Genomic DNA, 22,805 nt, shown 5'->3' on the forward strand with positions numbered 1-22,805 from the left:
AGACGACGTCGTCACCTCCGGACGAGCGTGATCGCGAGCAGACACCCGGTGGCCGAGAAGGCGGCGAGGACGGCGAAGACGGCCCACACGGGGGCGTACGTTCGAACGGTGCCGACGATCGCCGCTCCGAGTGCGCCGATGCCAAAGATGGCGAGGTAGGTGTACCCAAAGGAGAGCCCACGCGCGTCCGGCGGCGAGTACTTCGCGATCGTCGCCTGGGTGAGCGGCTGGAGGGCGAACAGGACGAACCCGAGGACGATGCTTACGACGAGCAGCGGAGCGAGCCCCGCTCGAGCGATGGGAGCGAACACGAGCGCGATACCCGTCAGCGCCGCCAGCATACCGACGATCCCCTGTTCGGGTTCGATCACGTCGGTCAGTCGTCCGCTGACGTACTGTCCGGCGATACCGACCATCAACAGCCCCGCATAGAGGTACTGTGCGAGGTCGAACTCCTCTGCCATCGGACTGTCGGGCGCGAACAGCCCCAGCCGAACGTCGCCGACGGCCGCCGCGAGGAAGTCACCGAGGAGGTCGGGCAGGAACGTCAGGATGCCCCGGTAGTAGAGCCCGTTGAACGCCACGATCACGAAGACGGTGACGAACGCGAGCGTGAACAGCCGGCGTGTGTCGTCGACGAGACTCGAGAGCGACTGGCCACCCGCGTGGGGATCGCTGCCGCCGTCGGCCAGTTCGACGGCGGCCGTCTCGTCGAAGTCGATCAGCACGCCGGCGACGGCGGCGATCAACGCCGGCACCGAGAGGATCGCGACCACGACGCGCCAGTCGAACGCGAGCAAGAGCAACGCCGTCAGGAGCGGCCCCATGGCGATCCCGACGTTGCCCGCCATCCCGTGGTAGGCAAAGCCCCTGCCGCGGTCCCGAACGCCGTTGCTGATGAGCGTGAGTCCCGCGGGGTGGTAGACGCTGGCGGCGATCCCCCAGACGGCCAGCGCGGCCGTCACGGCACCGATTCCCGGCGCGACGCTCAACAGGACGAACGAGAGCCCCATCACGACGAGACAGGCGGTGATTAGCGTCCGCGACCCGTACCTGTCGACGAGCACGCCGCCCGGCAGCGCGCCGACGCCGAACAGGGCGTAGCCGACCGCGACGGCGGTCCCGAGCACTGCGGCCGTGACCGAGAACTCGAGCAGCCAGATCGTCATCAGGATCGGGACCGACAGCTCGTACGTGTGAACCATCGCGTGGCCGACCATCACGAACCCGACGATCGAGCGATCGTTGTGATTCACGGTGGCCACCTCGAGCGTCCGCGCCGCCGCTCGTCGCGGCGGACTCGTTCGTTCATACTCGAGAGACTGTGCTCCCGGGCATGTATCTTTTCCACTCCCGGCAGACGAGGGACTCGACGAGCGAGAGCGAGTCGTCGCCGAACGCCGACGCGGCGATCACGCGACCGAACGCGGGCGACGGCCGCTCGAGCGGGTTACGTCCCGTGGGGGCTGCCGCGGACGAGCGTCACCGTAAGCGGCGAGCGGCGGGCGACCGCCTCTGCGACGCTCCCGGTGACGAGTCGGGCTGCCAGCGACCGCCCGTGGATCCCCATGACGAGCTGGTCGAACTCCGCGTCGAGTGCGTACTCGACGATTTCGTTCGCGGGCGATCCGTACGACCGGTCCGTCTCGAGGGCCGCGTCACGTTCATCGGCGCGCTCGGTCGCCGACTCGAGGATCTCCTCGCTGCGTTCGTCGAGCTCCTCGAGGATCGACTCGAGGTACGTTCCCTTGACCTCCCCGACCGAGTGATCGAACGGGAGGTCGACGACGTGCAAGGCCGTGATCGCCGCGTCGGTGAACTCCTCGAGTGCGTACACGAGCGCGGCGGTGGCCTGCTCCGAGCCGTCGACCGGGACCAGCACGCGTCCCGGCAGCTCGCGTTCCCGGAGTTCGGTAGGCGGTTCCGCGACGACCGTCGTCGTGACCGGCGACCGTCGAACGACGGCCTCGCCGACGCGACCGAGGTAGGTGCCGGCGATCGGCGACTCGCCGTGGCTTCCGACGACGACGTGGTCTACGTTCTCCTCGACTGTGTGCTCGAGAATTTGGCTGTGTGGCCTGCCGGTTCGCGTTTCGGTCTGCAGGTCGCGTCCGTGACGCTCTGCACGGCTCTCTGCTGCCTCGAGGACGCGCGCTGCGGCCTCCTGGGCGCGCTGCTCGGGCGACTCGACGTCGCCGACGGTCGCGTAGTGGTCTCGCGTCGGGTCGACGACGTACAGCGCAGTGATCGTCGCGTCTGGAAACGACGCGAAACAGTACTCCAGGCCGGCGAAAGCCCGCTCGTGGCCGTCGACGGGGACGAGAACGTTCGTTGGCATCGTACTGGGGAGACGTCGATGCGTCTCGGGTTCAAATCCGACGACGAACCGTATATAAGAAACACCCTGCCGTCGTCGACGATGACTGTCTCTGTCGCTGTCATCCAGCGTCGTCCAGCGCCGTCGTCGACCCTGTGGGTGTATACTGCCGGACAACACGGCTCAGACATCGATCGCACTCGAGACGCTGTCGTCGCTGCCGACAGCCGTCGAGACGCGATCGAGTATTCACTGACTTCTGTCCGGTAGTATAGACGGGTCGCCAGCAGGCGTGTGGGGTACGCGCCGTTCGCGGCGGCCGATCGACATCAACGGCGCGCGAGTCGCCGTTCGGCCGCCTCGAGTTCCTCTCGCGTGTCGACGCTCTCGAACGTTTCGAGCGGCGCGTGCTCGCGTACCGTCGCTTCGTCGACGACGACCCAGTCGAGGTACTCGAGTGCGGCGAGGACCCGTCCGTCGCTCTCCTCGAGTGCTCTCGTACACGCCCGGACCATCGGTTCGCTCCGGTAGACCGCCTGCGTCGTCTGGTACCAGCCGTCCTCCAGTTTCGGCACCGCGCCGTCCCTGCCTTCGGCGGTCTCGAAGAGCGCGGCGAGGAGGTCGGGATCGACGAACGGCATGTCACACGCGACGATGGCCGCGTACGGCGACTCGACGGCCTCGAGGCCGATCCGGATGCCGCCGAGCGGGCCGAGGTCCGGCGTTGGATCGACGGCGAATCGGGCATCGACCGGCGACGGCTCGAGCGCCTCGTGGATCGGCTCCGTCTGCTCGTCGCGACAGTTGATCACGAGTTCGTCGGTCACGGTCGCCACGCGTTCGGCGACGTGGCGAACCATCGGCTTCCCGCCGAGGTCGGCGACGGCCTTGTCCGCGTCGCCAAAACGCGTCGAGAACCCGCCCGCGAGGACGACGCCGGCGCGCGAGTCGGCCGTGACATCGGGTTCGTCTCTGTCGGTCATCACCGGTTACCGGATCAGCGTCACGCGCATCGGTGCCCGGAACGCGACGGCCTCGGTGACGCTGCCGAGGAGCAGATGGACGTCTCCACCACGGCCGTGACTGCCCATGATGATGTGATCGACGTCGTGAGAATCGGCGTAGTCGACGATCTCCCGGTCTGCACGTCCGGTGACGACCTCGGTCGTGATCGACGCGTCGTGCTCGTCTTCGATCTCCGTCAGCTCGTCGAGCAGATCCGTCGCGAGTTCCTCGGCGCGCTCGTACCACTGCTCGGAGCCGTGACGCGGTTCGACGTCGCTTTGAAACTCCACGCCGGCGACGCTGTAGCCCGGTTCGGTCGGATCGATGACGTGTAATGCGGTGATCTCGGCGTCCGGATACTCCTCGAGTGCGACCTCGAGAGCGCGTCGCGACAGTGGTGAGCCGTCCACCGGCACGAGAATGTGGTCTCCCATACTCGAAGGTACGTCCGGCAGCAAGAAAAAGGTGGACCGCGGATTCCAGTCCGTGAGGTTCCGATCTCGGATCCCCGGTCCCTGCCTTCCTCTTTCACCGTCGCCGTTTCCCTCGTCCCCCACAGTTAAACCCACGGCCACGCTATCGCCGGGAGAGTGCGGGACCGGGAGGCCGCCTCGAGGCAGGGAAGTCAGATGTACGATACGATTCTGGTCGCGGTCGACGACGGCGATACGGCACGGGAGACGCTCGAGCACGCGGTCGCGGTCGCCGAACGGCTCGGGGCGACGCTCCACGTCGTCACCGTCGTCGAACCGCCCGGGAGTCCGATGCGATTCGGCGTCGAGGAGGTCGACGCCCTCAATCGCGCGGCGACGACGCTCGTCGACGACCTCGTCGCCGCCTACGCCGACCGCGACCTCGAGGTCCACGGCGACGTCCGCCGGGGCAAACCTGCCGAGCAGATCCTCGCACGCGCCGAGGAGGTGGACGCCGACATGATCCTCGTCGGCCGCAGCGAGGCGAGCGAACTCGAGTCGGCGATCCTCGGTAGCACGCCCGACCGCCTCGTCCGGCTGTCGTCGGTTCCGGTCGCGATCGTGCCGGAACCGGACGCAGACGAGTGATAATGGTGGCTGTGACTGGTTGCCGACGCAACCGCACGATAGTTCGCGGTTGCGGCGGTAACGACTCACAGCCATCGTTATGGGCGCGTCCACACGACGACGAACAGTTCACTTTCGCTCCGGCCGGTTCCGCAACCGACAACCCTTCATTTCTGCGGTTGCTGGCTGCCTCTAGATGAGCAAGGAGTACATCGAGGTGCGGGGTGCACAGGAGCACAACCTGAAGGACCTCGACGTCTCGATCCCGCGCGAGGAGTTTACCGTCGTCACCGGCCTTTCGGGGTCGGGGAAGTCCTCGCTCGCGTTCGAGACGGTCTACGCGGAGGGCCAGCGCCGGTACATCGAGAGCCTCTCGGCGTACGCCCGGAACTTCCTCGGGCAGATGGACAAACCCCAGGTCGAGACCGTCGAGGGGCTGTCCCCGGCGATCTCGATCGACCAGAAAAACGCCGCCAACAACCCCCGATCGACGGTCGGCACGGTGACGGAACTGCACGACTACCTTCGCCTGCTGTACGCCCGCGTCGGCACGCCCCACTGCCCCGAGTGTGGCCGGGAGGTCGGCGAGCAAAGCGCCCAGAACATGGTCGAGCGCATCCTCGAGTTGCCCGAAGGGACGAAGGCGAAGCTCGCCGCGCCCGTCGTCCGCGACCAGAAGGGTGCGTTCGAAGACCTCTTCGACGAACTCGTCTCGGAGGGCTACTCGCGGGTCGAGGTCGACGGTGAAGAACACGACCTCACGCTCGAGCCGCCGGAGCTCGACGAGAACTACGACCACACGATCGACGTGATCGTCGACCGCGTGAAAGTCAGCGTCGAGGACCGCCCGCGGATCGTCGACAGCGTCGAGACGGCGCTCGACGAGGCCGAGGGTATCCTCAAGGTGATCCTCCCCGATCCACCGGCGGACGCAGACCTCGGCGAGGAGGCCCGATCGACCGGCGCACTGGGCGACGAAGCGACGGACGACGACCGCGTCGTCGTCGAGTTCTCGAAGGACCTCGCGTGTACCCACTGCGGGATCGACGTTCCGGAGATCGAGACCCGCTCGTTCTCCTTCAACTCGCCACACGGCGCCTGTCCAGAGTGTGAGGGTCTCGGCGAGACGAAGGAAGTCGACGAAGACCTCGTGATCCAGGACCCATCGAAGCCGCTAAAACACGTCTTCGAACCCTGGAGCTACAATCGGTCGTACTACCAGACGCGACTCGACGCGGTCGCCGAACACTTCGACGTCTCACTCGAGACGCCGTTCGAAGACGTAGACGAGGAGATCCAGCGGGCGTTCCTCTACGGCACCGACGGGCAGGTGCTGTTCAAGCGGAATACGAAAAACGGCACCCGTCGGAAGAAAAAACGCTTCGAGGGCGTGATCCCGAACCTAGAGCGACGCTACCTCGAGACCGACTCCGACTCCACCCGCGAGCACATCGAGGACTACATGTCGGTCACGGAGTGTCCGGACTGTGACGGCACGCGCCTGAAACCCGCCTCGCGTGCGGTGCTGGTCGACGGGACGTCGATCACCGAGATCAACGCGATGAGCATCGGCGACGCCCTGAAGCACTTCGAGTCGATGGAGGCCGACCTCACCGAGCGCGAGAAGGTGATCGCCGAGGAGATCTTAAAGGAGATCCGCGCCCGCCTCGGATTCATGTGCGAGGTCGGCCTCGAGTACCTCACGCTGGACCGGGAAGCCTCTACCCTGTCGGGTGGTGAGAGCCAGCGCATTCGGCTGGCGACGCAGATCGGCTCCGGACTCGTCGGCGTCCTCTACGTGCTCGACGAGCCGTCGATCGGGCTCCACCAGCGGGACAACGACCGCCTGCTGAACACCTTGGAGGAACTCCGGGACCTCGGGAACACCCTGCTCGTGGTCGAACACGACGAGGAGACGATGCGCCGGGCGGACACCGTCATCGACATGGGTCCCGGTCCCGGCAAGCGCGGCGGCGAGGTCGTCGTCAACGGGCCCGTCGAGGAGGTCAAAGCCTGCGAGGAGTCGATCACGGGCGACTACCTCTCCGGGCGCGAGCAGATCCCCGTCCCCGACGAACGGCGCGACCCCGACGGCGCACTGACGATCCACGGCGCGCGCCAGCACAACCTCGCGAACGTCGACGTCGACGTCCCGCTTGGCTGCTTTACGGCGATCACGGGCGTCTCGGGTTCGGGGAAGTCGACGCTCATGCACGAGGTTCTCTACAAGGGGCTGGCTCGCGAGATGAACGACAACACCTCGGTGATTCCAGGCGACCACGACGACCTCGAGGGACTCGACCGGATCGAGACCGTCCGACTGATCGACCAGTCGCCGATCGGTCGCACGCCGCGCTCGAACCCCGCGACCTACACCGGCGTCTTCGACTACGTCCGCGAACTGTTCGCCGAGACGAAACTCGCCAAACAGCGGGGCTACGAGAAGGGCCGGTTCTCCTTTAACGTCAAGGGCGGCCGTTGCGAGGAGTGTGGCGGACAAGGGACGGTGAAAATCGAGATGAACTTCCTGAGCGACGTGTACGTCCCCTGTGAGGAGTGCGACGGCGCACGCTACAACGACGCCACCCTGGACGTCACCTACAAGGACAAGACCATCGCCGATGTCCTCGAGATGTCGGTCGAGGAGGCCTACGACTTCTTCGAGTCCTCGAGTCAGATCCGCCGCCGGCTCAAACTGCTGAAGGACGTCGGCCTCGATTACATGAAACTCGGCCAGCCCTCGACGACGCTGTCGGGCGGCGAGGCCCAGCGGATCAAACTCGCCGAGGAACTCGGCAAGCGCGACACCGGCGACACGCTCTACCTGCTCGACGAGCCGACGACCGGCCTCCACAGCGAGGACGAGCGCAAACTCATCGACGTCCTCCACCGGCTGACCGACAACGGCAACACCGTCGTCGTCATCGAGCACGAACTCGACCTCGTGAAGAACGCCGACCACGTCATCGATCTCGGTCCCGAGGGCGGCGAAAAGGGCGGCGAGGTCGTCGCCACCGGGACCCCCGAAGAAGTGGCCCGCCTCGAGGAGTCCCACACCGGCCGCTATCTCCGGGATCTGCTCCCGAAGGTCGACCTCGAGGGACCACGCGGCCAGCGCGTCGAACCCGTGACCGCACCGACCGACGACGACTGATGATGATGGCTGTGGCTGGGTGCCGACGCAACCGCAAGACGGGTCGCGGTTGCGGCGGTAACGACTCACAGCTATCGTTATGAGCGACGGGGGTCGACGTCTGTCCGGCGCGCCGAAACGACTATTGCTCGAGGTACTGTCTCTCGGCCTACAGATGAGCGAACGCCGGGAGACGTTTCGTCACGGTCTCACCGTGGGCGGAGTGGCGATGCTGGCAGGGATGGGGCTGCTCCTCTTTGCGTTCGGCGTCCCGGGCGACCTCGAGTCGCTCGCGACGATCGGCGTGCTCACGCTCGTCGCCCTCGCGTTACTGCTCGCCGGTCTCCGGGAACGGATCTCACTCGGCGTCGTGACGGTCCCGTGGACCCGGCTTGCGGCGCTCGCTCTCGGCTCTGTGGCGTTCTTCCTCGGCGTCGGTGGACTCGTGGCCCTGCTCGAGGGATCCGCCACGGTGTGGACCCTCCTCCTGCTGGTCGTGGTGCCGTACGCCGCGTGGCTCGCCGTCGAGTGCTGGGTCGGCGGACGGTACCTGGATCGCGAGACGTTCGCTCTCGAGTAACTGCCCGCTCGCGAGCGCCCTATAACAGATATTCTTTCTGTCGCGTCCCTGGAGAGTCCGTCAGAACGCCAGCGGACGACGCAACTATAAACGCCTCGCGATCCATCGTTTTACCGTGTCCGACTCGAGCGCGCCGCCGATCGAGGTCGAGGGCCTGACGAAGTACTACGGCGACGTGCGCGGCGCCGAGGACCTCACCTTCACCGTCGAGCGCGGCGACATCTTCGGTTTCCTGGGACCGAACGGCGCGGGCAAGTCGACGGCGATCCGCGTCCTGCTCGGCCTGCTGGCTCCGACCGAGGGCGACGCCTGGCTCTTCGGCAACGACGTGACAGACCGGGCGGAACTCCTCGAGGCCAAACGCCGTCTCGGCTACCTGCCGAGCGACGTCGCCTTCTACGATCGGGTCTCCGGCGAGGAGATCCTCGACTACTTCGGTCGGATCCGCGGCGACGACCGTCGCGAGGAACTCCTCGAGCGCTTTCCCGTACCCCTCGAGCGCGACGTCAAGGCCTACTCGAGCGGGAATCGCCAGAAACTCGCCATCGTGGCGACGTTCATGCACGATCCCGACCTCGCGATCATGGACGAGCCGACCGCCGGACTCGACCCACTGGTGCAAAACGAGTTCTACGAGTTCCTCGACGAGCGCCAGGCCCAGGGGAAGACGAGTTTCCTCTCCTCGCACGTCCTGAGCGAGGTCCGGCGGATCTGCGACCGCGTGGGGATCATCCGCGAGGGGCGACTGATCGCACTCGAGGAGGTTGGAGAGCTGCTCGCCGAGAGCGGGACGGTCGTCCACGTGCGCCTCGCAGAAGAGCCGCCGCTCGAGGCGCTCGAGTTTCCGGGCGTCTCGAGCATCGACCGCGACGGCGACGCCTACCACCTCGTCCTCTCGCGGGAGTACGACGCGCTCGTCGACCGACTCCACGAGTACACGGTCGAGGACCTCGAGGTCCGCGAGGCGTCGCTCGAGGACGTCTTCATGCACTTCTACGGCGGTGAGGACGAGAACGAAGACGAGGACGTACCCGACGGCGACGTCGAGCCCGCGGCGACGGACGGCGGTGGGTGAGGAGCGACGGAGACGACGTCGCGGTCGCGGTCGAGAGCCGACGCCGAGGTCAGCGCCGCCGAAACCACCAGACGGCGGCGAGAACGAGCACGAGTCCGACGACGACGAACGGGAGCAGCGTGTCGACGTCCGTCTCGTCTTCGTCTTCGGTGATCGTGACCGGCACCAGCTTCGGACCGGTGGTCGTCCGCTCGTCGGTTCCCGCGGCCGTCTCGTAGCCGAGCGTGATCGCGACGCTGTCTCTCGTCGCGACGGCGTCCTCGGACACCTCGAGTGCGAACCGGGCCGTTCGCGACTCGCCAGGACCGAGCGTGCCGACGTACGCGGTCGGCGACGCACTCGACAGCGGCGGCGCGGTCGCCATCGTGGCGACGACGCCCGTCACCGCCTCGTCGCCCTCGTTGGTGATCCGGACCGCGTAGACGCTCTCGCTGTCTATCGTGACCCGCCGGGTGACGTTCTCGACGCGGAACTCGCGTTCTTCGTCGACTTCGACGCCGAGAGCCGTCGGCCCGCCGACCGTCGGCTCGTCATCGTCGTCCTCGACGTACTCGACGGTTGCGAACAGCGGATACGTTCCGGCCCCCGTTCGGGTCGTCCCGACGTCGACCTCGAGCGTCTCCGTCTCCTCTTCGACGAGTTCGTCGACGTAGATCGACCGGGTCGACTGCGGATTCGACGGGGAGCCGAGGTACAGCGGCGATCCGGCCTGGAGCGTCACGACGACGTCCGTCACCTCGTCGTTCTCGTCGTTCGTCACCTCCAGCTCGACCGCCTCGGCGTCGCCGGCGGTGATCGCCTCGTCGTCGTCCTCGAGATCGACGGTGACGTCGGCCTCGGGGCCTTGCTGTGGCACCGGCTCCGCCGGCTCCGGCTCTTCGACCGGTGCCTGTGGCGGTTCTTCGGGTGGCTGTTCCTGTTCCTGTTGTTCGGGTACTGCCGTCTGGTCGTCCTCCGTGACGTTGGCTGGCACGACGACCTCGTCGGACTCGTTCTGGGGTTCGGAATCCTCGACGGCACGACTCCCGTCCTGCGCCGTTGTGCTGACCGGAGCGCCGATCGCGAGGACGACGACCAGCGCGGCGACGACCGCACCGGTCCGCCGAGAGGGGACCGCTGAACCCGCCCGAGCTGTCATTCTCGAACACGATGGGTCCGATCGGCGATAAACGACCGCGGCCGTTCCGGGCTGTACGGTGGCCCTACCACGACGTGGCTCGCTCAACGGCTGATTGACTCGCGCTCGCGACGCGAGGGGGTCGTCGAACGCCCGTCTGGTTTACGTTCCGGCGTGACCACCGTTCCGGTACGGTCCCTGCCGACGCATGCTCGAGATCACGACCTTCGAGACCGAACGACGACTGCGCGGCTCGCTGTTACTGTCGGCTGCGCTGATCGCCCTGATCGCGCTCACGGTGGGGCTCTTTCCGTCGATCCAGGAGGCGGGCGTCGACTTCGACGCCTACCTCGAGTCGCTGCCGGACGAGGTCTCGCGGGCGTTCGTCGGCAACGTGACGACGCTGACGACGATCGAGGGCTACCTCGTCTCGCAACTGTACCAGTTCGGCTGGGTGCTGCTGCTCGCGATCTACTACGCCTACGCCGCCGCCTCGACGATCGCGGGCGAGGTCGAGCGGGGGACGGCCGACGTGACGCTCTCGTTGCCGATCACCCGGACCCGGTTCGTCGTGGGGAAGTTCCTCGCGTTGTTCCCGAACGTCGTCCTCGTGAACGCGGTGACGTTCGTGGCAGTCTACGTCAGCGTCGTGTTCGTCGGCGAGACGATCGACACGATCGACCTGTTCGTCGTCCACGCCTACTCGATCGTCTACCTGCTGGCCTGCGCCGGGATCGGCCTCCTCGCGTCAGCCGCGTTCGACTCCATCCGCCGGGCCCAGACCGTCGCCATCGGCGGCGTCTTCGGCATGTTCCTGCTCGACACTCTCACGTTCGACACCGACTACGACTGGCTGGGCGATCTCGCGTTCTCGCGGTACTTCGACCCCGGCGCGATCCTCGTCGACGGCGACGTTTCCTGGAACGACTTCGCGCTCCTTCTCGCCGCAGTCGTCGTCCTCGTGATCGTCGCCGCCGAACTGTTCGAACGGCGTGACGTCTAGCAGTGACCTACAGTGTGCCAGAGTATGACACACCAGACGAAGCGTAAAGGTGGGGTAGCCAGAGAGTCACCGTATGGAACTCGTCGAGGCCACTGCCGCCGACCTTCGTGCACTCGTCACCCGCTGGTACGACCTCGCGAAAGCGATGGAAGCGTACTCCGAGCTGAACGAACTTGCCTACGCGGACGTCGACGAGGTTCCCGACGACGGCTTTCGCGCTCACCTCGACGACGAGGACACCACCGACTACCGCATCGTCCACGACGACGAGACGATCGGCTTCGTCACCCTCCGTGAGGGCCACCACCCCTCCCGGCAGTACTCGCAGTACCTCCGCATCGTGAACCTCGTCGTCGACGACGCCTACCGGAGCAACGGCCACGGCACAGCGGTCATCGAGCACGTGAAAGAAATGGCTCGCGAGCGGGGCTGTGACCACCTCAAGGTCTCCTGTGAGTGGCAAAACGAGGGCGCACGTCGGTTCTACCGCGACACGGGCTTCCAGCCGAAGCAAGTCGACTACGTACAGCCGCTAGAGTGAGTTCAGATAGCGCGTTCGGTGGTGTGACACGAGTGAGAACACCACGAAAGCCCCTGGCTCGCTCGACTCCCAGGTCTCGCTGCGCGCCGCCTTCGGCGGTGCTTGCGTCGCCCGGGTTCGTCGAGCGAGCCAGCCCCTTTCATAACGATAGCTGTGAGTCGTTACCGCCGCAACCGCGAACCGTCGTGCGGTTGCGTCGGCAACCAGTCACAGCCATCATTATCAGTCCCACCCGTGTCGGTTGGTCGGGAAGTCACTGCCGGCGAGATTGGACGGGGCTGCCGGCATTCGGGAGGACGGCCGATGCACGCCGCAACATACAGCGACGAGAACGCTTGTCACCCTCGAGCGCGTACGCACTCGCATGACGACGGTCCACGCCGCACTCCGGAACCGACTGCTCGTCTGCCGGGGGTCGGAAGTCGACGACTGGGAGACGACCGAACGGCTCGAGGGGTACGACCTCGAGTGCGTCGCGGTCTCGCCGGCCGCTCCCGATCGACTCTTCGTCGGCACGTTCGAGGATGGTCTCTTTCGAAGCACCGACGGCGGCGAGACGTTCGGCGCGCTCGAGGCTGGCTTCGAGAGCGAGGCGGTGATGTCGCTCGCGATCAGTCCCCACGACCCCGACGTCGTCTACGCCGGGACCGAGCCGAGTCGGGTCTACCGCTCGACGGACGGCGGCGACTCCTGGACCCACCTCGAGGGGCTGACCGACCTGCCCTCGGAGCCGGAGTGGTTCTTCCCGCCGCGGCCGTACACCCACCACATCCGCTGGATCGAGGTGGACCCGTTCGACCCCGACCGGCTGTATCTCGGGATCGAACTTGGCGCGCTCGTCGTCAGCGACGACGGCGGCGAGACCTGGCGCGAACGTCCGCCGGGCTCGCGGCGAGACAACCACAGTCTGGCGACTCACCCCGACCGCGAGGGCCGCGTCTACTCGGCTGCGGGCGACGGCTACGCCGAGAGCGACGACGGCGGCGACTCCTGGTCTCACCCGCAGGATGGTCTCGAGCATCGGTACTGCTGGTCGGTCGTTCCCGACCCCGTCGATCCCGGCCGGGTGCTCGTCTCGGCGGCGAGCGGCGCACGGTCTGCGCACACGGCCAGCACCGCCGACTCGTACGTCTACCGGCGCGATGGCGGCACGTGGAACCGACTCGACGGACGCGGTCTCCCGATGGGCGAGGGCGTCGTCCGGGCGGTGTTCGCGACGACGGAGACGGCCGTCTACGCCGTGAACAACCGCGGCCTGTTCCGCTCGAGCGACTTCGGCGACTCGTGGGAGCGACTCGCGATCGACGTCGACGACGGCCTCGAGACGGTGACGCCGCGCGGACTGGTCGCCCTCGAGTAGCGTCGGACGACGGTCGACTCGAGTGACCAAATCGGCCGTTTCGACCCATCGATCGGCCACGGGAGTGGCTGCCGGTGGCTGGTTCGAAATCCTTTTACACGCTACAAATGGATAGTAGAGTAACTGAGTGATATCATGGACGTCGACATCATCTCCGAGGAGGAGAACCCCATGTTGCACCGAACGGACGTCACGTTCGAGTTAACCCACGACGAGGCGACGCCGTCCCGTCTGCAGGTTCGTGACAGTCTCGCCGCGAAACTGAACAAGGACGCAGACGAGGTCGTCGTCCGCAAACTCGACACCAAGTTCGGCATGCGAAAGACCGTCGGCTACGCGAAAGTCTACGAATCGGCCGACCACGCCACCGACGTCGAACAGGAACACATGCTCGAGCGCAACAAGATCGCCGCCGAGGAAGAAGCCGAAGCGGAAGCGGAGGAGGCGTAAACCGATGGCACACTACGAACTCTACAACGACGACGGGACGACCGACCGCGAACTGTGTCCCCGCTGCGGTGACAGCTTCCTCGCAGACCACGGTGACCGCGTCCACTGTGGCAAGTGCGGCTACACCGAGTGGGAGTAGCGAGACGTCGAAATCGAGATGTCTCGGAATCGCAACCGGGGAGCGAAGCGACCGGCAGACAGACGCCGTGAGCGTCCGCTCACCCGCGCAGTGCTCGCACGCGCGATGGGCGCCCTCGAGCCGTGAGCTCCGCCGTCCGCGTGCTCGGAATCGAGGGCACCGCATGGGCGGCCAGCGCGGCCGTGTACGATTCTGACGACGAACACGTTTTCATCGAAACTGACGCCTACCAGCCCGACAGCGGCGGCATTCACCCTCGAGAGGCCGCCGAGCACATGCACGAGGCGATCCCGCAGGTCGTGGCGGCGGCACTCGAGCACGCCCGCGACCTCGACGATTCGGAGGGGCCGCCCGTTGATGCCGTCGCCTTCTCCCGTGGCCCCGGTCTCGGTCCCTGTCTGCGCGTCGTCGGCACCGCCGCCCGCGCGCTGAGCCAGACCCTCGAGGTGCCCCTGGTCGGCGTCAACCACATGGTCGCCCACCTCGAGATCGGTCGCCACACGTCGGGATTCGACTCGCCGGTCTGTCTGAACGCCAGCGGGGCAAACGCCCACCTGCTCGCGTACCGCAACGGCCGCTACCGCGTCCTCGGAGAGACGATGGACACCGGCGTCGGCAACGCGATCGACAAGTTCACGCGCCACGTCGGCTGGTCCCACCCCGGCGGGCCGAAAGTCGAAGAAGCAGCGAAAGAAGGTGAGTACGTCGACCTCCCCTACGTCGTCAAGGGGATGGACTTCTCGTTCTCGGGGATCATGAGCGCGGCCAAGCAGGCCACCGATCGGGGGACGCCGGTCGAGGACGTCTGTTACTCCCTCCAGGAGAATATCTTCGCGATGCTGACCGAGGTCTCCGAACGCGCGCTCTCGCTGACCGGCAGCGACGAACTCGTCCTCGGCGGCGGCGTCGGGCAGAACGCCCGCCTCCGTGAGATGCTCGCGGAGATGTGCGAGGCTCGAGGCGCACGATTTCACGCACCGGAACCTCGATTCCTGGGGGACAACGCGGGGATGATCGCCGTCCTCGGCGCGAAGATGTACGCGGCCGGCGATACGCTCCCGGTTGCGGAATCCCACGTCGATCCCGACTTCCGGCCCGATCAGGTTCCCGTGACGTGGCGGACGGGTGTGGACCTGACGCTCGGCCGTGACGGCGACGACGGCGAGATCGAGGGTGCCGAGGCCGTCGTCGAACTCGAGCCCGACCGCGGCCGGGTCTACAAACGTCGCCTCCCCAAGTCCTACCGGCACCCCGACCTCGACGCCCGACTGCGACGTGAACGGACGACGCTCGAGGCGCGCCTCACGAACCTGGCTCGCCGCGAGGGCGTCCCCACGCCGGTCGTCTACGACGTCGACCCGGTCGAGGCGACCCTCGAGTTCGAGTACGTCGGCGAGGCGGAACTGCGGGCCAACCTCTCGCTCGAGTACGTTCGCGACGTGGGTCGCCACCTGGCGACGATCCACGAGGCGGGGTTCGTCCACGGCGATCCGACGACACGAAACGTGCGCGTGGCACCCCGGGAGGAGCGGACGTACCTGATCGACTTCGGACTCGGCTACCACACCGACCACGTCGAGGACTACGCGATGGACCTCCACGTCTTCGACCAGAGTCTCGTCGGCACCGCAGACGACCCCGAACCGTTACGCGAGGCCGTCCACGAGGCCTACCGGACGGTCGGCGATTCGGCGGTCCTCGAGCGACTCCGGGACGTCGAGGGACGTGGTCGGTACGTCGGCGACGGGACGGACGTGCCGTAGGTTCGTCGAGGTCACGATCGAGACGGAACAAAAACGAGCCGTCGGTTCGAAACAGGCGAATCGGGAGGGGAGTTACTGCGTCGGTGCCAGTTCGTCGAGGTCGACGCTCTTCTCGAGGAGGACCTCTTTCTGGTCGGCGACGGTACGCTGTTCGCGCATCAGCTGTTTGAACTTGCTCTGCGGGGAGAGGTCGCCGATGAGGACGCCGCCGACGATCTTGCCGTCCTTGAAGGCGACACGTCGCCACTCGGTGTCGCTGTACTTGCGCTCGGCGTACTCGTCGCCAATCGTCGGATGGCCAAAGGAGAGGAAAGGGAAGTCGAAGTGCGTGATCGAGTACGAGGAGACCCACTGGAACGCCTCGGCCTCGTCGCCGGCGGCCATGTTGACGCCGGCGATCCGACCCTGTTCTTTCGCCGAGCCCCACGAGCCGTTCTGGGCCTGCTCGCCCAGGATGACGTCGTAGAAGCGCGTGATGTCGCCGGCGGCGTAGACGTCCTCGAGGTTGGTCTGCATGTACTCGTCGACGACGATGCCGCCGTCTTCCTCGATGCCGGTCCCCCGGAGGTACTCGGTGTTGAAGTTGAGGCCGATGGCGACGCCGGCGAAGTCACACTCGTAGCGGTCGCCGTTGGGGTCGACCGCAGCGGTGACGTGGCCGTCGTCGTCGGTCTCGAAGTGGTCGACGCCGCTGTCGAAGACGGGTTCGACGTTCTTCGAGCGCAGTCCCTCGTGGATGATCTCCGCGCCGTCTTCGGAGAGCGCGTAGCGCCACCAGCGGTTGCCCCGCATCAGGTACTTCCCTTCGATGCCCTGTGCGCCACAGACGGCGGCGAAGTCGATGCCGAGCAGTCCGGCCCCGACGACGACGCCGGTCTCCGATCGCTCGGCGTGCTCGCGGATACCGCGGGCGTCCTGGAACGTCCAGAAGTGGTGGATGCCGTCGGCGTCGCTGTTATCGACGGGGAGTTGCGTCGGGGTACCACCCGTCGCGATCAGCAACCTGTCGTAGGAGACGTCGTCGCCCTCGTGGGTGTGGACGAGCTTCTCGTCGACGTCGACCCCCGTGACGTGCGTGTTCAACGAGAGTTCGATGTCGCGCTCGTCGTACCACTCCTCGTCGTGGATCGAGATGGGTGCCTCGGGGAGTTTGCCTTTCGCGTGTTCTTTGATGAGAATGCGATTGTACAGGGGCTCCCCCTCATCGGTGATGACGGTAATCTCCGACTCCGGGTCCTCCTCCCGAAGCGTCTCGGCAGCCGAACTGCCGGAGATTCCGTCGCCGATGATGACGTACTCGGTCATGTCCGAAAGGTTCGCAACGGGGGTTAAAGTGGATTGCTATCTCGTCCATTCGAGCAGTCGATTCCTCGAGTCGTCGATTCTCGACCTCCCAAACCGCTCCCGACCTGCCAAACCGCTCTTTAGGTTCGCGTCCGTACGGACGGGTATGAAGATCCGCCAGAACGTCCGCCACTTCGCCTCCCGGAAAGCACTCGAGACGCCAGTCGTCCGCTCGGTCGCCGTCTCGGGGCTGGTTCGCCTCCACACCAAGGTCTTCCTCGACAAGGCAGACGCCGCCCACAGAGACGAGCGCAAAGCGCACCTGGACGCGTTCTTCGAGTGTACGATGGACACGTACCTGCAGGCGCTCACCGAGGGCTACTCCGAGGCCGAAGCCCGCGAGATCACCCACATTCAGGCCAACTTCGACTTCTACAACCACGGCTGGACCGAGATGATGGAGTTCCCGGCCGACGAACTCGAGGACCACTACGACCGCTACCGGGACTTCTTCGAGACCTGGGGGATCACCATCGACGACCCGCTCGGGGAGTTTCGCGACCGCGAGATCCCGGCGGCCCCCTCGACGCCCGAAAAACTCGACGATCCCGAACACCCCCACGCCGTGGGCGGCTTCGCCGACGACGTCTACGTCGAAGGCCCCGACGGCGAACTTCGTGTCGGCGGCCAGGACGAGCCAGAAGACGTCGACGTCTCGAAGGCCGTCGGCGTCGACGAGGACGACCTCGAGGAGCAGTGACGCCGGTCGATCGGTCCCACCACCAGGATTAATACCACCCCGTCCGCTGTCGACGTATGGCGAGGATCGACGCGAGCGAACTGCTGCCGGCAGAACGACTGCGAACGGGCGTCCTCGAGGGCGAGATCACGCAACTCCACCGGGGTGACAGACACGCATCCGAGGGAGATACGTTCGCGATCGAGGGGACGACTTTCGAGGTCGTCGACGTCCGCGAGCGACGTCTCGGCGAACTGACCGACGACGACGCACGCGCCGAGGGATCGCCCGACCTCGAGTCGTACAGACGGCGGATCGAACGCACGCACGACCTCGAGTGGGACGACGACGACACTGCCGTCCTCCATCGATTCGAGCGCAGTTCGGAGTGACACCCGACACGACGCGTATTTTCTCGACTGCTGTCGTCGGACGGTCTCGTCTCTCGCCAGTTTCCAAGCCGCTAAGTACGCAGAGCGTCGCCATGTTTCTACAGACTACTCGAGACATGGCACTGGATGCAAACGACCGGTCGATCGCTGCTTTCACGATGAGCGGACACGCGCTCGTCCACTGGTTCGAGACGTCGATTCCGATCTTCCTCGTCGTCTGGCTCGCGGAGTTCGACGTCACGCTTCTGGGAATCGTCGTCGCGCTCGGGTACGCCCCCTTCGGCATTGGGGCGCTCCCGGGCGGGGTTCTGGCCGATCGATTCGGTCCGAAGCGGCTCGTTCTGGCCTGTCTCGGCGGCATGAGTCTCTCGTTTCTCGTCCTCTCGCTGGCCACGTCGATCTACGCCATTGCAGCCGGACTGATTCTGTGGGGGATCGCCGCGAGCGTTTACCACCCTGCGGGCCTCTCGCTGATCAGCACCGGCGTCGAGGAACGAGGGACGGTCTTCGCCTGGCACGGCATTGCGGGGAACGTCGGCATCGCGCTGGGTCCGTTCGTCGCCGCGACGTTACTCGTCGTCCTCGAGTGGCAGGTCGTCGCCGCCGTCCTCGCCGTGCCGGGGCTGGTGGCGGCCGGCTACGGACTGCGGGCGAACTTCGATCCGACGGCTGCCGTCGACGACGACGTCTCGGCTAGCTCCGAGGAGGCGCTCTCGCTTTCCGACCTCGTCTCGAACTCCCGGACGCTGTTCGCAAGCGCTTTCGCCGCCGTCTTCGTCATCGTCACCGTCGAGGGGCTGTTCTACCGCGGGATGTTGACCTTCCTCCCCAATATCCTCCACGGACTGCCCGCGATGGACGGACTCACCTTCTCGGCCGGCCTCGAGGGAATCGAACCGGCCGATTACATCTACGTCGGCCTGCTGGTCGTCGGAATCGCCGGCCAGTACGCCGGCGGCAAACTCACGAATCGCGTCCCTGCCGAGCGAGGTCTGATCGCCATCTTCGCCGTCCTCGCGGTCCTCGCGCTCGCGTTCGTTCCGGTGACGTCGATGGGGCTTGCGCCCGTGCTCGTCCTCTGTGTCCTGCTCGGCTTTTTCCTGTTTGCCATCCAGCCGTTCTACCAGGAAGCCGTCGCGGTCCACACGCCGCCGGACACGCGCGGGCTCTCCTATGGCTACACGTACCTCGGCGAGTTCGGGTTCGGCTCGGCGAGCATCGCGATCGGTGGCTTCGTCCTCGGGTCGTTCCCGCTTGCGGCCTTCTTTGCGATGCTAGCGACGTTCGCGCTGACCGGTTCGCTGCTCGCGGCGGGGCTGTCGGTCGCACTCGATCGCACCGACGCGGCGGACGCGCGACCGGCCGCCGACGATTGATCGGTGCCGTCGATCGAGTCCATTTCACTCACCCGCTCGACCTCGAACGCCGCCGGCGAGGCGTTCCCGTTCGGCGTCGTGTCTCACCCTCACTCGAACTGAACGTTCGTCGACCGTTCCGGCTGCCATTTTCGGGTCCGTATCTAGTCTATAAGTACATATCTCGAATCGTGACTATAACTAGATTTATATCGAATAAATCGAAAATCACGATTGCGTGACCATGTGGCCGAACGACGGTCAGATCCGGCGGTCATTCCGCCGATGCACTCATACCGCCGCCGGATCGTGGCCACGCGACGCGACAAACAAGACAACTACCAATGAGGGTCGAAGATAGCATTCGAGAGCAGTTCACCGACGAGCAATCCAGCGGAGGAACAGGCCTGAACCGACTATTCGAGTGTCGCCACTGTGGATACAAATCGAGTCGCCCGACGATCTGGTGTCGGATGTGCGGTTCGATCGAGATCGCACGGTACACCTTCCGAAACTCGGAGTGAGCAGAGACGGTGCCGGTCGCCGTCCGGCACCGGCACGGACGAACGCACGGGCACTCGCGGCGGGACCGTCCCGCTGCGAGTCTCGACGGTTCGCTACCTTTTTGCCCGCGCTATAGAAAGCAATCGGCATGCTCACCGTGCGGGCCCCGGCGACGAGCGCGAACCTCGGTAGTGGCTTCGACGTCTTCGGTGTCGCGCTCGAGCGACCCGCCGACGTGATTCGCGTCGAGCGCGCGAGCAAAACCACGATCACCGTCACCGGCGTCGGCAGTCAGTACATTCCCGAGGACCCCGCCAAGAACACCGTCGGGGCAGTCGTCGAGGAACTCGACGCTCCCGCACACATCCGGATCGACAAGGGCGTCAGGCCCGCGTCGGGGCTCGGATCGTCCGCCGCGAGCGCCGCCGCCGCCGCCGTCGCGCTGAACGAACTGTACGATCGCGGTCTCTCGAGGGAGGAACTCGTCCCCGTCGCCGCCGAAGGGGAGGCGCTCGTCTCCGGGGAGGCCCACGCCGACAACGTCGCTCCCGCCTTGCTTGGCGGCTTTACGATCGTCACCGACGACGGGGTCACGCAGGTCGACGCCGACGTCTCGCTCGTCGCCTGCCTTCCCGAAATCTCGGTCTCGACCAGGGACGCACGCGGCGTCGTCCCCGAGTCGGCGGCGATGGACGACGTCGTCGACACCGTCGGCCACGCGGCGACGCTCGCCGTCGGGATGACTCGCGGCGACCCCGACCTCGTCGGTCGCGGCATGGACGACGGCATCGTCACGCCCGAACGCGCCGCACTCATCGACGGCTACGAAGACGTCCACGAGGCCGCACTCGAGGCCGGCGCGACCGGCGTCACCGTCAGCGGCGCGGGGCCGACCCTGCTCGCGGTCTGCCGTCGGTCCGATCGGCGGGCCGTCGCCGCCGCGATGGTCGACGCCTTCGACGCGATCGGCGTCGAGAGCCGGGCCTACCAGACGGCCGTCGGCGACGGGGCGACGATCCACCGCTGAGGATGGGCGCGCGACGAGACGGCACGCTCGCGCTCGTCTCGCTTCTCGCGTTCGTCACCGCCGTCGCCCTCGTGGACGCGTCGCTCTCGCCGCCCGCGCTCGCGCTCGGCGGGATCGGGACGGTCGCATTCGAACTGCTGGCGACTCGAGATTCCGATCTCGTTCGCCGACACTGGGAACGGCCGGCCGTACAGGGCATAGCGCTCGCGGCGGCGGTCGGCGTCGCAGCCGTCGGCGCTCGAGTCGCACCCTCGCTGGTACTCTCTGCCGGAATCGGGGCGCTCGTGGCGTACCTCGTCGTGCTCGCCTCTGTTCTGGGCGCGGCTTCGGTCGGCCGTTCGTGATCGGACCCGCACGAAACCTGACGGTCCAGCCCGTAGAAACTCGAGGAGTATGCGAGCGATACTCTTCGATCTCGACGGGACGCTCCTTCGGCTCACTCGCGAGTACCACGACCTGCTGGCCGAGACGTTCGAGACGGTGTGTGGCACGGTCGACGACGGGTGGCTCGAGGCCTACGACGAGGCGTTCTACGACCTGTTCGCGGCCTGCGAACCCGACCCCGTCCGACGGGCGTTCGATCGCGTCGAGGGGGCGTCTGATCCGGACGCGCTGGCGGCGACGCTCCGCGAGCGGGAAGCCGAGGCCTGCGAACCGCCGGCGGGTGCCGCGGCGGATCTCGAGCGGCTGGCGGCGAGTTACGACCTCGGCGTGCTCACGAACGGCGTTCCGGAGTGGCAACGGTACAAGCTTCGGGCGCACGACCTCGAGCGCTACGTCGACGTCGTCGTCAGTTCCTACGAGGCGGGCGCGCACAAGCCGAACGTCGCTCCCTATCGGCTCGCCGAGCGCCGGCTTCCGGCGGACGCCCACGCGATGGTTGGCGACGCCGATGCGGACGTCCGTGGGGCACAGAAAGCGGGCTGGGCCGCACACCGATACGACGGAGGGGGGTTCGGTGACCTCCCCGACACGATACGGTGGGAGCGGTGATCGGTCCGTCCTCTCGCTGCGGCGGCAGATTCCTGGTCCTCGAAGCGGCCGTCACTGCGGGGTGACGAACTGCCGTTTAGACGCCCCGTCCCTGCAGCTTCTCCTCTTCGGGGAGGTCGACGTTCGCGTCGCCTTTCATCCCCTTGCCGATGTTCTTCGAAATCTCGGCCAGCGCTTCGGGATCGTCCCAGTTGTTCGTCGCGTTCACGATCGCCTCACCCATGGCTACGGGGTCCTCCGCGCCGAAGATGCCGCTGCCGACGAAGATGCCGTCGCACTCGTGGTGCATCATGAGCGCGGCGTCGGCGGGCGTCGCGATGCCGCCGGCTGCGAAGTTCACGACGGGTAGCCGACCCATCTCGGCGGTCTCGTGGACGAGTTCGGCGGGCGCTTCGATCTCGCGGGCGTAGGCCTCGCGTTCCTCGTGGGTCATCCCCTCGAGTTTGCGGATCTCGCCTTTGATCGTGCGCTGGTGGTGGACGGCCTGGTTGACGTCACCAGTGCCCGCTTCGCCCTTGGTTCGGATCATCGCCGCACCCTCGCCGATCCGGCGCAGTGCCTCGCCGAGGTTCCGTGCGCCACAGACGAACGGCGCGGTGAAGTCGCGTTTGTCGATGTGGTAGGCGTCGTCAGCGGGCGTCAGCACTTCCGACTCGTCGACCATGTCGACGCCGACGGCCTCGAGAATCTGGGCCTCTTTGGTGTGCCCGATCCGTGCTTTGCCCATCACGGGGATCGAGACCTCCTCGATGATCTCCTCGACGTCCGCGGGATCGGCCATCCTGGCGACGCCGCCCCGTTTCCGGATGTCGGCCGGGACGGCCTCGAGTGCCATCACCGCGACTGCGCCGGCGTCTTCGGCGATGCGCGCCTGCTCGGGGTTGACGACGTCCATGATGACGCCGCCTTTCTGCATTCGGGCGAACCCGCGCTTTACCAGATCAGTTCCGCGTCGAAGCTCCTCGAGATCCGTGCTCTCGGCCATGCG

General features: G+C 66.5%; 23 protein-coding genes. 16 read left to right on the plus strand and 7 right to left on the minus strand.

What is annotated here, in order from left to right; all coding sequences use genetic code 11:
* Positions 1-11 precede the first annotated feature (11 nt).
* The 4 genes from MU558_RS02865 to MU558_RS02880 form a co-directional block, all read right to left on the minus strand.
* Positions 12-1,256: an MFS transporter gene (locus MU558_RS02865; protein WP_377071377.1), complete on the minus strand. Its 1,245-nt coding sequence runs from the start codon at positions 1,254-1,256 to the stop codon at positions 12-14.
* A gap of 194 nt (positions 1,257-1,450) precedes the next feature.
* Entirely contained in the window at positions 1,451-2,338 is an 888-nt protein-coding gene (locus tag MU558_RS02870) for a universal stress protein (RefSeq protein WP_246971792.1), read from the minus strand.
* A 308-nt stretch (positions 2,339-2,646) separates the two neighbouring features.
* The gene (mobA, locus tag MU558_RS02875) at positions 2,647-3,300 is read right to left on the minus strand and encodes a molybdenum cofactor guanylyltransferase (protein WP_246971793.1); all 654 of its coding nucleotides are present in this window, start codon (positions 3,298-3,300) and stop codon (positions 2,647-2,649) included.
* A gap of 6 nt (positions 3,301-3,306) precedes the next feature.
* Entirely contained in the window at positions 3,307-3,756 is a 450-nt protein-coding gene (locus MU558_RS02880; RefSeq protein WP_246971795.1) for a universal stress protein, read from the minus strand.
* 156 nt (positions 3,757-3,912) lie between these two features.
* Here MU558_RS02880 and MU558_RS02885 point away from each other — a divergent pair, with 156 nt between their 5' ends.
* From MU558_RS02885 to MU558_RS02900, 4 genes are all read left to right on the plus strand, one after another.
* A complete protein-coding gene (locus MU558_RS02885; RefSeq protein ID WP_246971798.1) occupies positions 3,913-4,383 on the plus strand; it encodes a universal stress protein in 471 nt (156 codons plus the stop codon).
* Between the two features lie 175 nt (positions 4,384-4,558).
* Entirely contained in the window at positions 4,559-7,516 is a 2,958-nt protein-coding gene (uvrA, locus tag MU558_RS02890; RefSeq protein ID WP_246971800.1) for an excinuclease ABC subunit UvrA, read from the plus strand.
* Positions 7,517-7,670: 154 nt separating this feature from the next.
* Positions 7,671-8,075 carry a DUF7994 family protein gene (locus MU558_RS02895; RefSeq protein WP_246971803.1) on the plus strand — a complete coding sequence of 135 codons (405 nt, stop codon included), beginning with the start codon at positions 7,671-7,673 and terminating at the stop codon, positions 8,073-8,075.
* Positions 8,076-8,190: 115 nt separating this feature from the next.
* Positions 8,191-9,150, plus strand: coding sequence for an ABC transporter ATP-binding protein (locus tag MU558_RS02900; RefSeq protein ID WP_246971806.1), 960 nt, complete (start codon positions 8,191-8,193; stop codon positions 9,148-9,150).
* A 49-nt stretch (positions 9,151-9,199) separates the two neighbouring features.
* Here the strand turns inward: MU558_RS02900 and MU558_RS02905 are convergent, their stop codons facing one another.
* Complete coding sequence (locus MU558_RS02905) at positions 9,200-10,288, minus strand: COG1361 S-layer family protein (RefSeq protein ID WP_246971809.1); 1,089 nt, start codon at positions 10,286-10,288, stop codon at positions 9,200-9,202.
* Positions 10,289-10,475: 187 nt separating this feature from the next.
* Between MU558_RS02905 and MU558_RS02910 the strand changes: the two genes are divergently transcribed.
* The 6 genes from MU558_RS02910 to MU558_RS02935 all read left to right on the plus strand — a co-directional run bounded on the left by MU558_RS02910 (position 10,476) and on the right by MU558_RS02935 (position 15,523).
* The gene (locus tag MU558_RS02910; RefSeq protein WP_246971811.1) at positions 10,476-11,270 is read left to right on the plus strand and encodes an ABC transporter permease; all 795 of its coding nucleotides are present in this window, start codon (positions 10,476-10,478) and stop codon (positions 11,268-11,270) included.
* A gap of 73 nt (positions 11,271-11,343) precedes the next feature.
* Positions 11,344-11,811, plus strand: coding sequence for a GNAT family N-acetyltransferase (locus MU558_RS02915; RefSeq protein ID WP_246971813.1), 468 nt, complete (start codon positions 11,344-11,346; stop codon positions 11,809-11,811).
* A 364-nt stretch (positions 11,812-12,175) separates the two neighbouring features.
* Positions 12,176-13,171, plus strand: a complete 996-nt coding sequence (locus MU558_RS02920; RefSeq protein ID WP_246971815.1) for a WD40/YVTN/BNR-like repeat-containing protein — start codon at positions 12,176-12,178, stop codon at positions 13,169-13,171.
* A 135-nt stretch (positions 13,172-13,306) separates the two neighbouring features.
* Positions 13,307-13,621, plus strand: coding sequence for a 30S ribosomal protein S24e (locus MU558_RS02925; RefSeq protein WP_246971817.1), 315 nt, complete (start codon positions 13,307-13,309; stop codon positions 13,619-13,621).
* A gap of 4 nt (positions 13,622-13,625) precedes the next feature.
* Positions 13,626-13,760: a 30S ribosomal protein S27ae gene (locus MU558_RS02930; RefSeq protein WP_246971819.1), complete on the plus strand. Its 135-nt coding sequence runs from the start codon at positions 13,626-13,628 to the stop codon at positions 13,758-13,760.
* Between the two features lie 122 nt (positions 13,761-13,882).
* Positions 13,883-15,523: a bifunctional N(6)-L-threonylcarbamoyladenine synthase/serine/threonine protein kinase gene (locus MU558_RS02935; protein WP_246971821.1), complete on the plus strand. Its 1,641-nt coding sequence runs from the start codon at positions 13,883-13,885 to the stop codon at positions 15,521-15,523.
* A gap of 72 nt (positions 15,524-15,595) precedes the next feature.
* Here MU558_RS02935 and MU558_RS02940 read toward each other — a convergent pair whose 3' ends face one another.
* The gene (locus MU558_RS02940) at positions 15,596-16,828 is read right to left on the minus strand and encodes an NAD(P)/FAD-dependent oxidoreductase (RefSeq protein ID WP_246971825.1); all 1,233 of its coding nucleotides are present in this window, start codon (positions 16,826-16,828) and stop codon (positions 15,596-15,598) included.
* A gap of 145 nt (positions 16,829-16,973) precedes the next feature.
* On the opposite strand from MU558_RS02940, the gene MU558_RS02945 reads away from it, so the two are divergent.
* From MU558_RS02945 to MU558_RS02970, 6 genes are all read left to right on the plus strand, one after another.
* Positions 16,974-17,567 carry a DUF6149 family protein gene (locus MU558_RS02945; RefSeq protein ID WP_246971827.1) on the plus strand — a complete coding sequence of 198 codons (594 nt, stop codon included), beginning with the start codon at positions 16,974-16,976 and terminating at the stop codon, positions 17,565-17,567.
* A gap of 56 nt (positions 17,568-17,623) precedes the next feature.
* The gene (locus tag MU558_RS02950; RefSeq protein WP_246971829.1) at positions 17,624-17,938 is read left to right on the plus strand and encodes an ASCH domain-containing protein; all 315 of its coding nucleotides are present in this window, start codon (positions 17,624-17,626) and stop codon (positions 17,936-17,938) included.
* A 116-nt stretch (positions 17,939-18,054) separates the two neighbouring features.
* Positions 18,055-19,314: an MFS transporter gene (locus MU558_RS02955; protein ID WP_246971831.1), complete on the plus strand. Its 1,260-nt coding sequence runs from the start codon at positions 18,055-18,057 to the stop codon at positions 19,312-19,314.
* 631 nt (positions 19,315-19,945) lie between these two features.
* The gene (locus tag MU558_RS02960) at positions 19,946-20,824 is read left to right on the plus strand and encodes a homoserine kinase (RefSeq protein ID WP_246971832.1); all 879 of its coding nucleotides are present in this window, start codon (positions 19,946-19,948) and stop codon (positions 20,822-20,824) included.
* Between the two features lie 2 nt (positions 20,825-20,826).
* Positions 20,827-21,168 carry a hypothetical protein gene (locus tag MU558_RS02965; protein ID WP_246971833.1) on the plus strand — a complete coding sequence of 114 codons (342 nt, stop codon included), beginning with the start codon at positions 20,827-20,829 and terminating at the stop codon, positions 21,166-21,168.
* A 49-nt stretch (positions 21,169-21,217) separates the two neighbouring features.
* On the plus strand, positions 21,218-21,817 hold the full coding sequence (locus tag MU558_RS02970; RefSeq protein WP_246971834.1) for an HAD family hydrolase: 600 nt from the start codon (positions 21,218-21,220) through the stop codon (positions 21,815-21,817).
* A 76-nt stretch (positions 21,818-21,893) separates the two neighbouring features.
* On the opposite strand, the gene pdxS is transcribed toward MU558_RS02970, so the two are convergent.
* On the minus strand, positions 21,894-22,802 hold the full coding sequence (pdxS, locus tag MU558_RS02975; RefSeq protein WP_246971837.1) for a pyridoxal 5'-phosphate synthase lyase subunit PdxS: 909 nt from the start codon (positions 22,800-22,802) through the stop codon (positions 21,894-21,896).
* Between the last annotated feature and the right edge of the window lie 3 nt (positions 22,803-22,805).

It is taken from the genome of Natribaculum luteum, assembly GCF_023008545.1.
Classification (GTDB): domain Archaea; phylum Halobacteriota; class Halobacteria; order Halobacteriales; family Natrialbaceae; genus Natribaculum; species Natribaculum luteum.

Excerpts from the sequence above, each read along its gene's own strand:
- MU558_RS02870 (WP_246971792.1), bottom strand. The coding sequence starts at position 2,338 with ATGCCAACGAACGTTCTCGTCCCCGTCGACGGCCACGAGCGGGCTTTC.
- mobA (WP_246971793.1), bottom strand. The coding sequence starts at position 3,300 with ATGACCGACAGAGACGAACCCGATGTCACGGCCGACTCGCGCGCCGGC.
- MU558_RS02880 (WP_246971795.1), bottom strand. The coding sequence starts at position 3,756 with ATGGGAGACCACATTCTCGTGCCGGTGGACGGCTCACCACTGTCGCGA.
- uvrA (WP_246971800.1), top strand. The coding sequence starts at position 4,559 with ATGAGCAAGGAGTACATCGAGGTGCGGGGTGCACAGGAGCACAACCTG.
- MU558_RS02895 (WP_246971803.1), top strand. The coding sequence starts at position 7,671 with ATGAGCGAACGCCGGGAGACGTTTCGTCACGGTCTCACCGTGGGCGGA.
- MU558_RS02905 (WP_246971809.1), bottom strand. The coding sequence starts at position 10,288 with ATGACAGCTCGGGCGGGTTCAGCGGTCCCCTCTCGGCGGACCGGTGCG.
- MU558_RS02910 (WP_246971811.1), top strand. The coding sequence starts at position 10,476 with ATGCTCGAGATCACGACCTTCGAGACCGAACGACGACTGCGCGGCTCG.
- MU558_RS02915 (WP_246971813.1), top strand. The coding sequence starts at position 11,344 with ATGGAACTCGTCGAGGCCACTGCCGCCGACCTTCGTGCACTCGTCACC.
- MU558_RS02920 (WP_246971815.1), top strand. The coding sequence starts at position 12,176 with ATGACGACGGTCCACGCCGCACTCCGGAACCGACTGCTCGTCTGCCGG.
- MU558_RS02925 (WP_246971817.1), top strand. The coding sequence starts at position 13,307 with ATGGACGTCGACATCATCTCCGAGGAGGAGAACCCCATGTTGCACCGA.
- MU558_RS02930 (WP_246971819.1), top strand. The coding sequence starts at position 13,626 with ATGGCACACTACGAACTCTACAACGACGACGGGACGACCGACCGCGAA.
- MU558_RS02940 (WP_246971825.1), bottom strand. The coding sequence starts at position 16,828 with ATGACCGAGTACGTCATCATCGGCGACGGAATCTCCGGCAGTTCGGCT.
- MU558_RS02945 (WP_246971827.1), top strand. The coding sequence starts at position 16,974 with ATGAAGATCCGCCAGAACGTCCGCCACTTCGCCTCCCGGAAAGCACTC.
- MU558_RS02950 (WP_246971829.1), top strand. The coding sequence starts at position 17,624 with ATGGCGAGGATCGACGCGAGCGAACTGCTGCCGGCAGAACGACTGCGA.
- MU558_RS02955 (WP_246971831.1), top strand. The coding sequence starts at position 18,055 with ATGGCACTGGATGCAAACGACCGGTCGATCGCTGCTTTCACGATGAGC.
- MU558_RS02960 (WP_246971832.1), top strand. The coding sequence starts at position 19,946 with ATGCTCACCGTGCGGGCCCCGGCGACGAGCGCGAACCTCGGTAGTGGC.
- MU558_RS02965 (WP_246971833.1), top strand. The coding sequence starts at position 20,827 with ATGGGCGCGCGACGAGACGGCACGCTCGCGCTCGTCTCGCTTCTCGCG.
- MU558_RS02970 (WP_246971834.1), top strand. The coding sequence starts at position 21,218 with ATGCGAGCGATACTCTTCGATCTCGACGGGACGCTCCTTCGGCTCACT.
- pdxS (WP_246971837.1), bottom strand. The coding sequence starts at position 22,802 with ATGGCCGAGAGCACGGATCTCGAGGAGCTTCGACGCGGAACTGATCTG.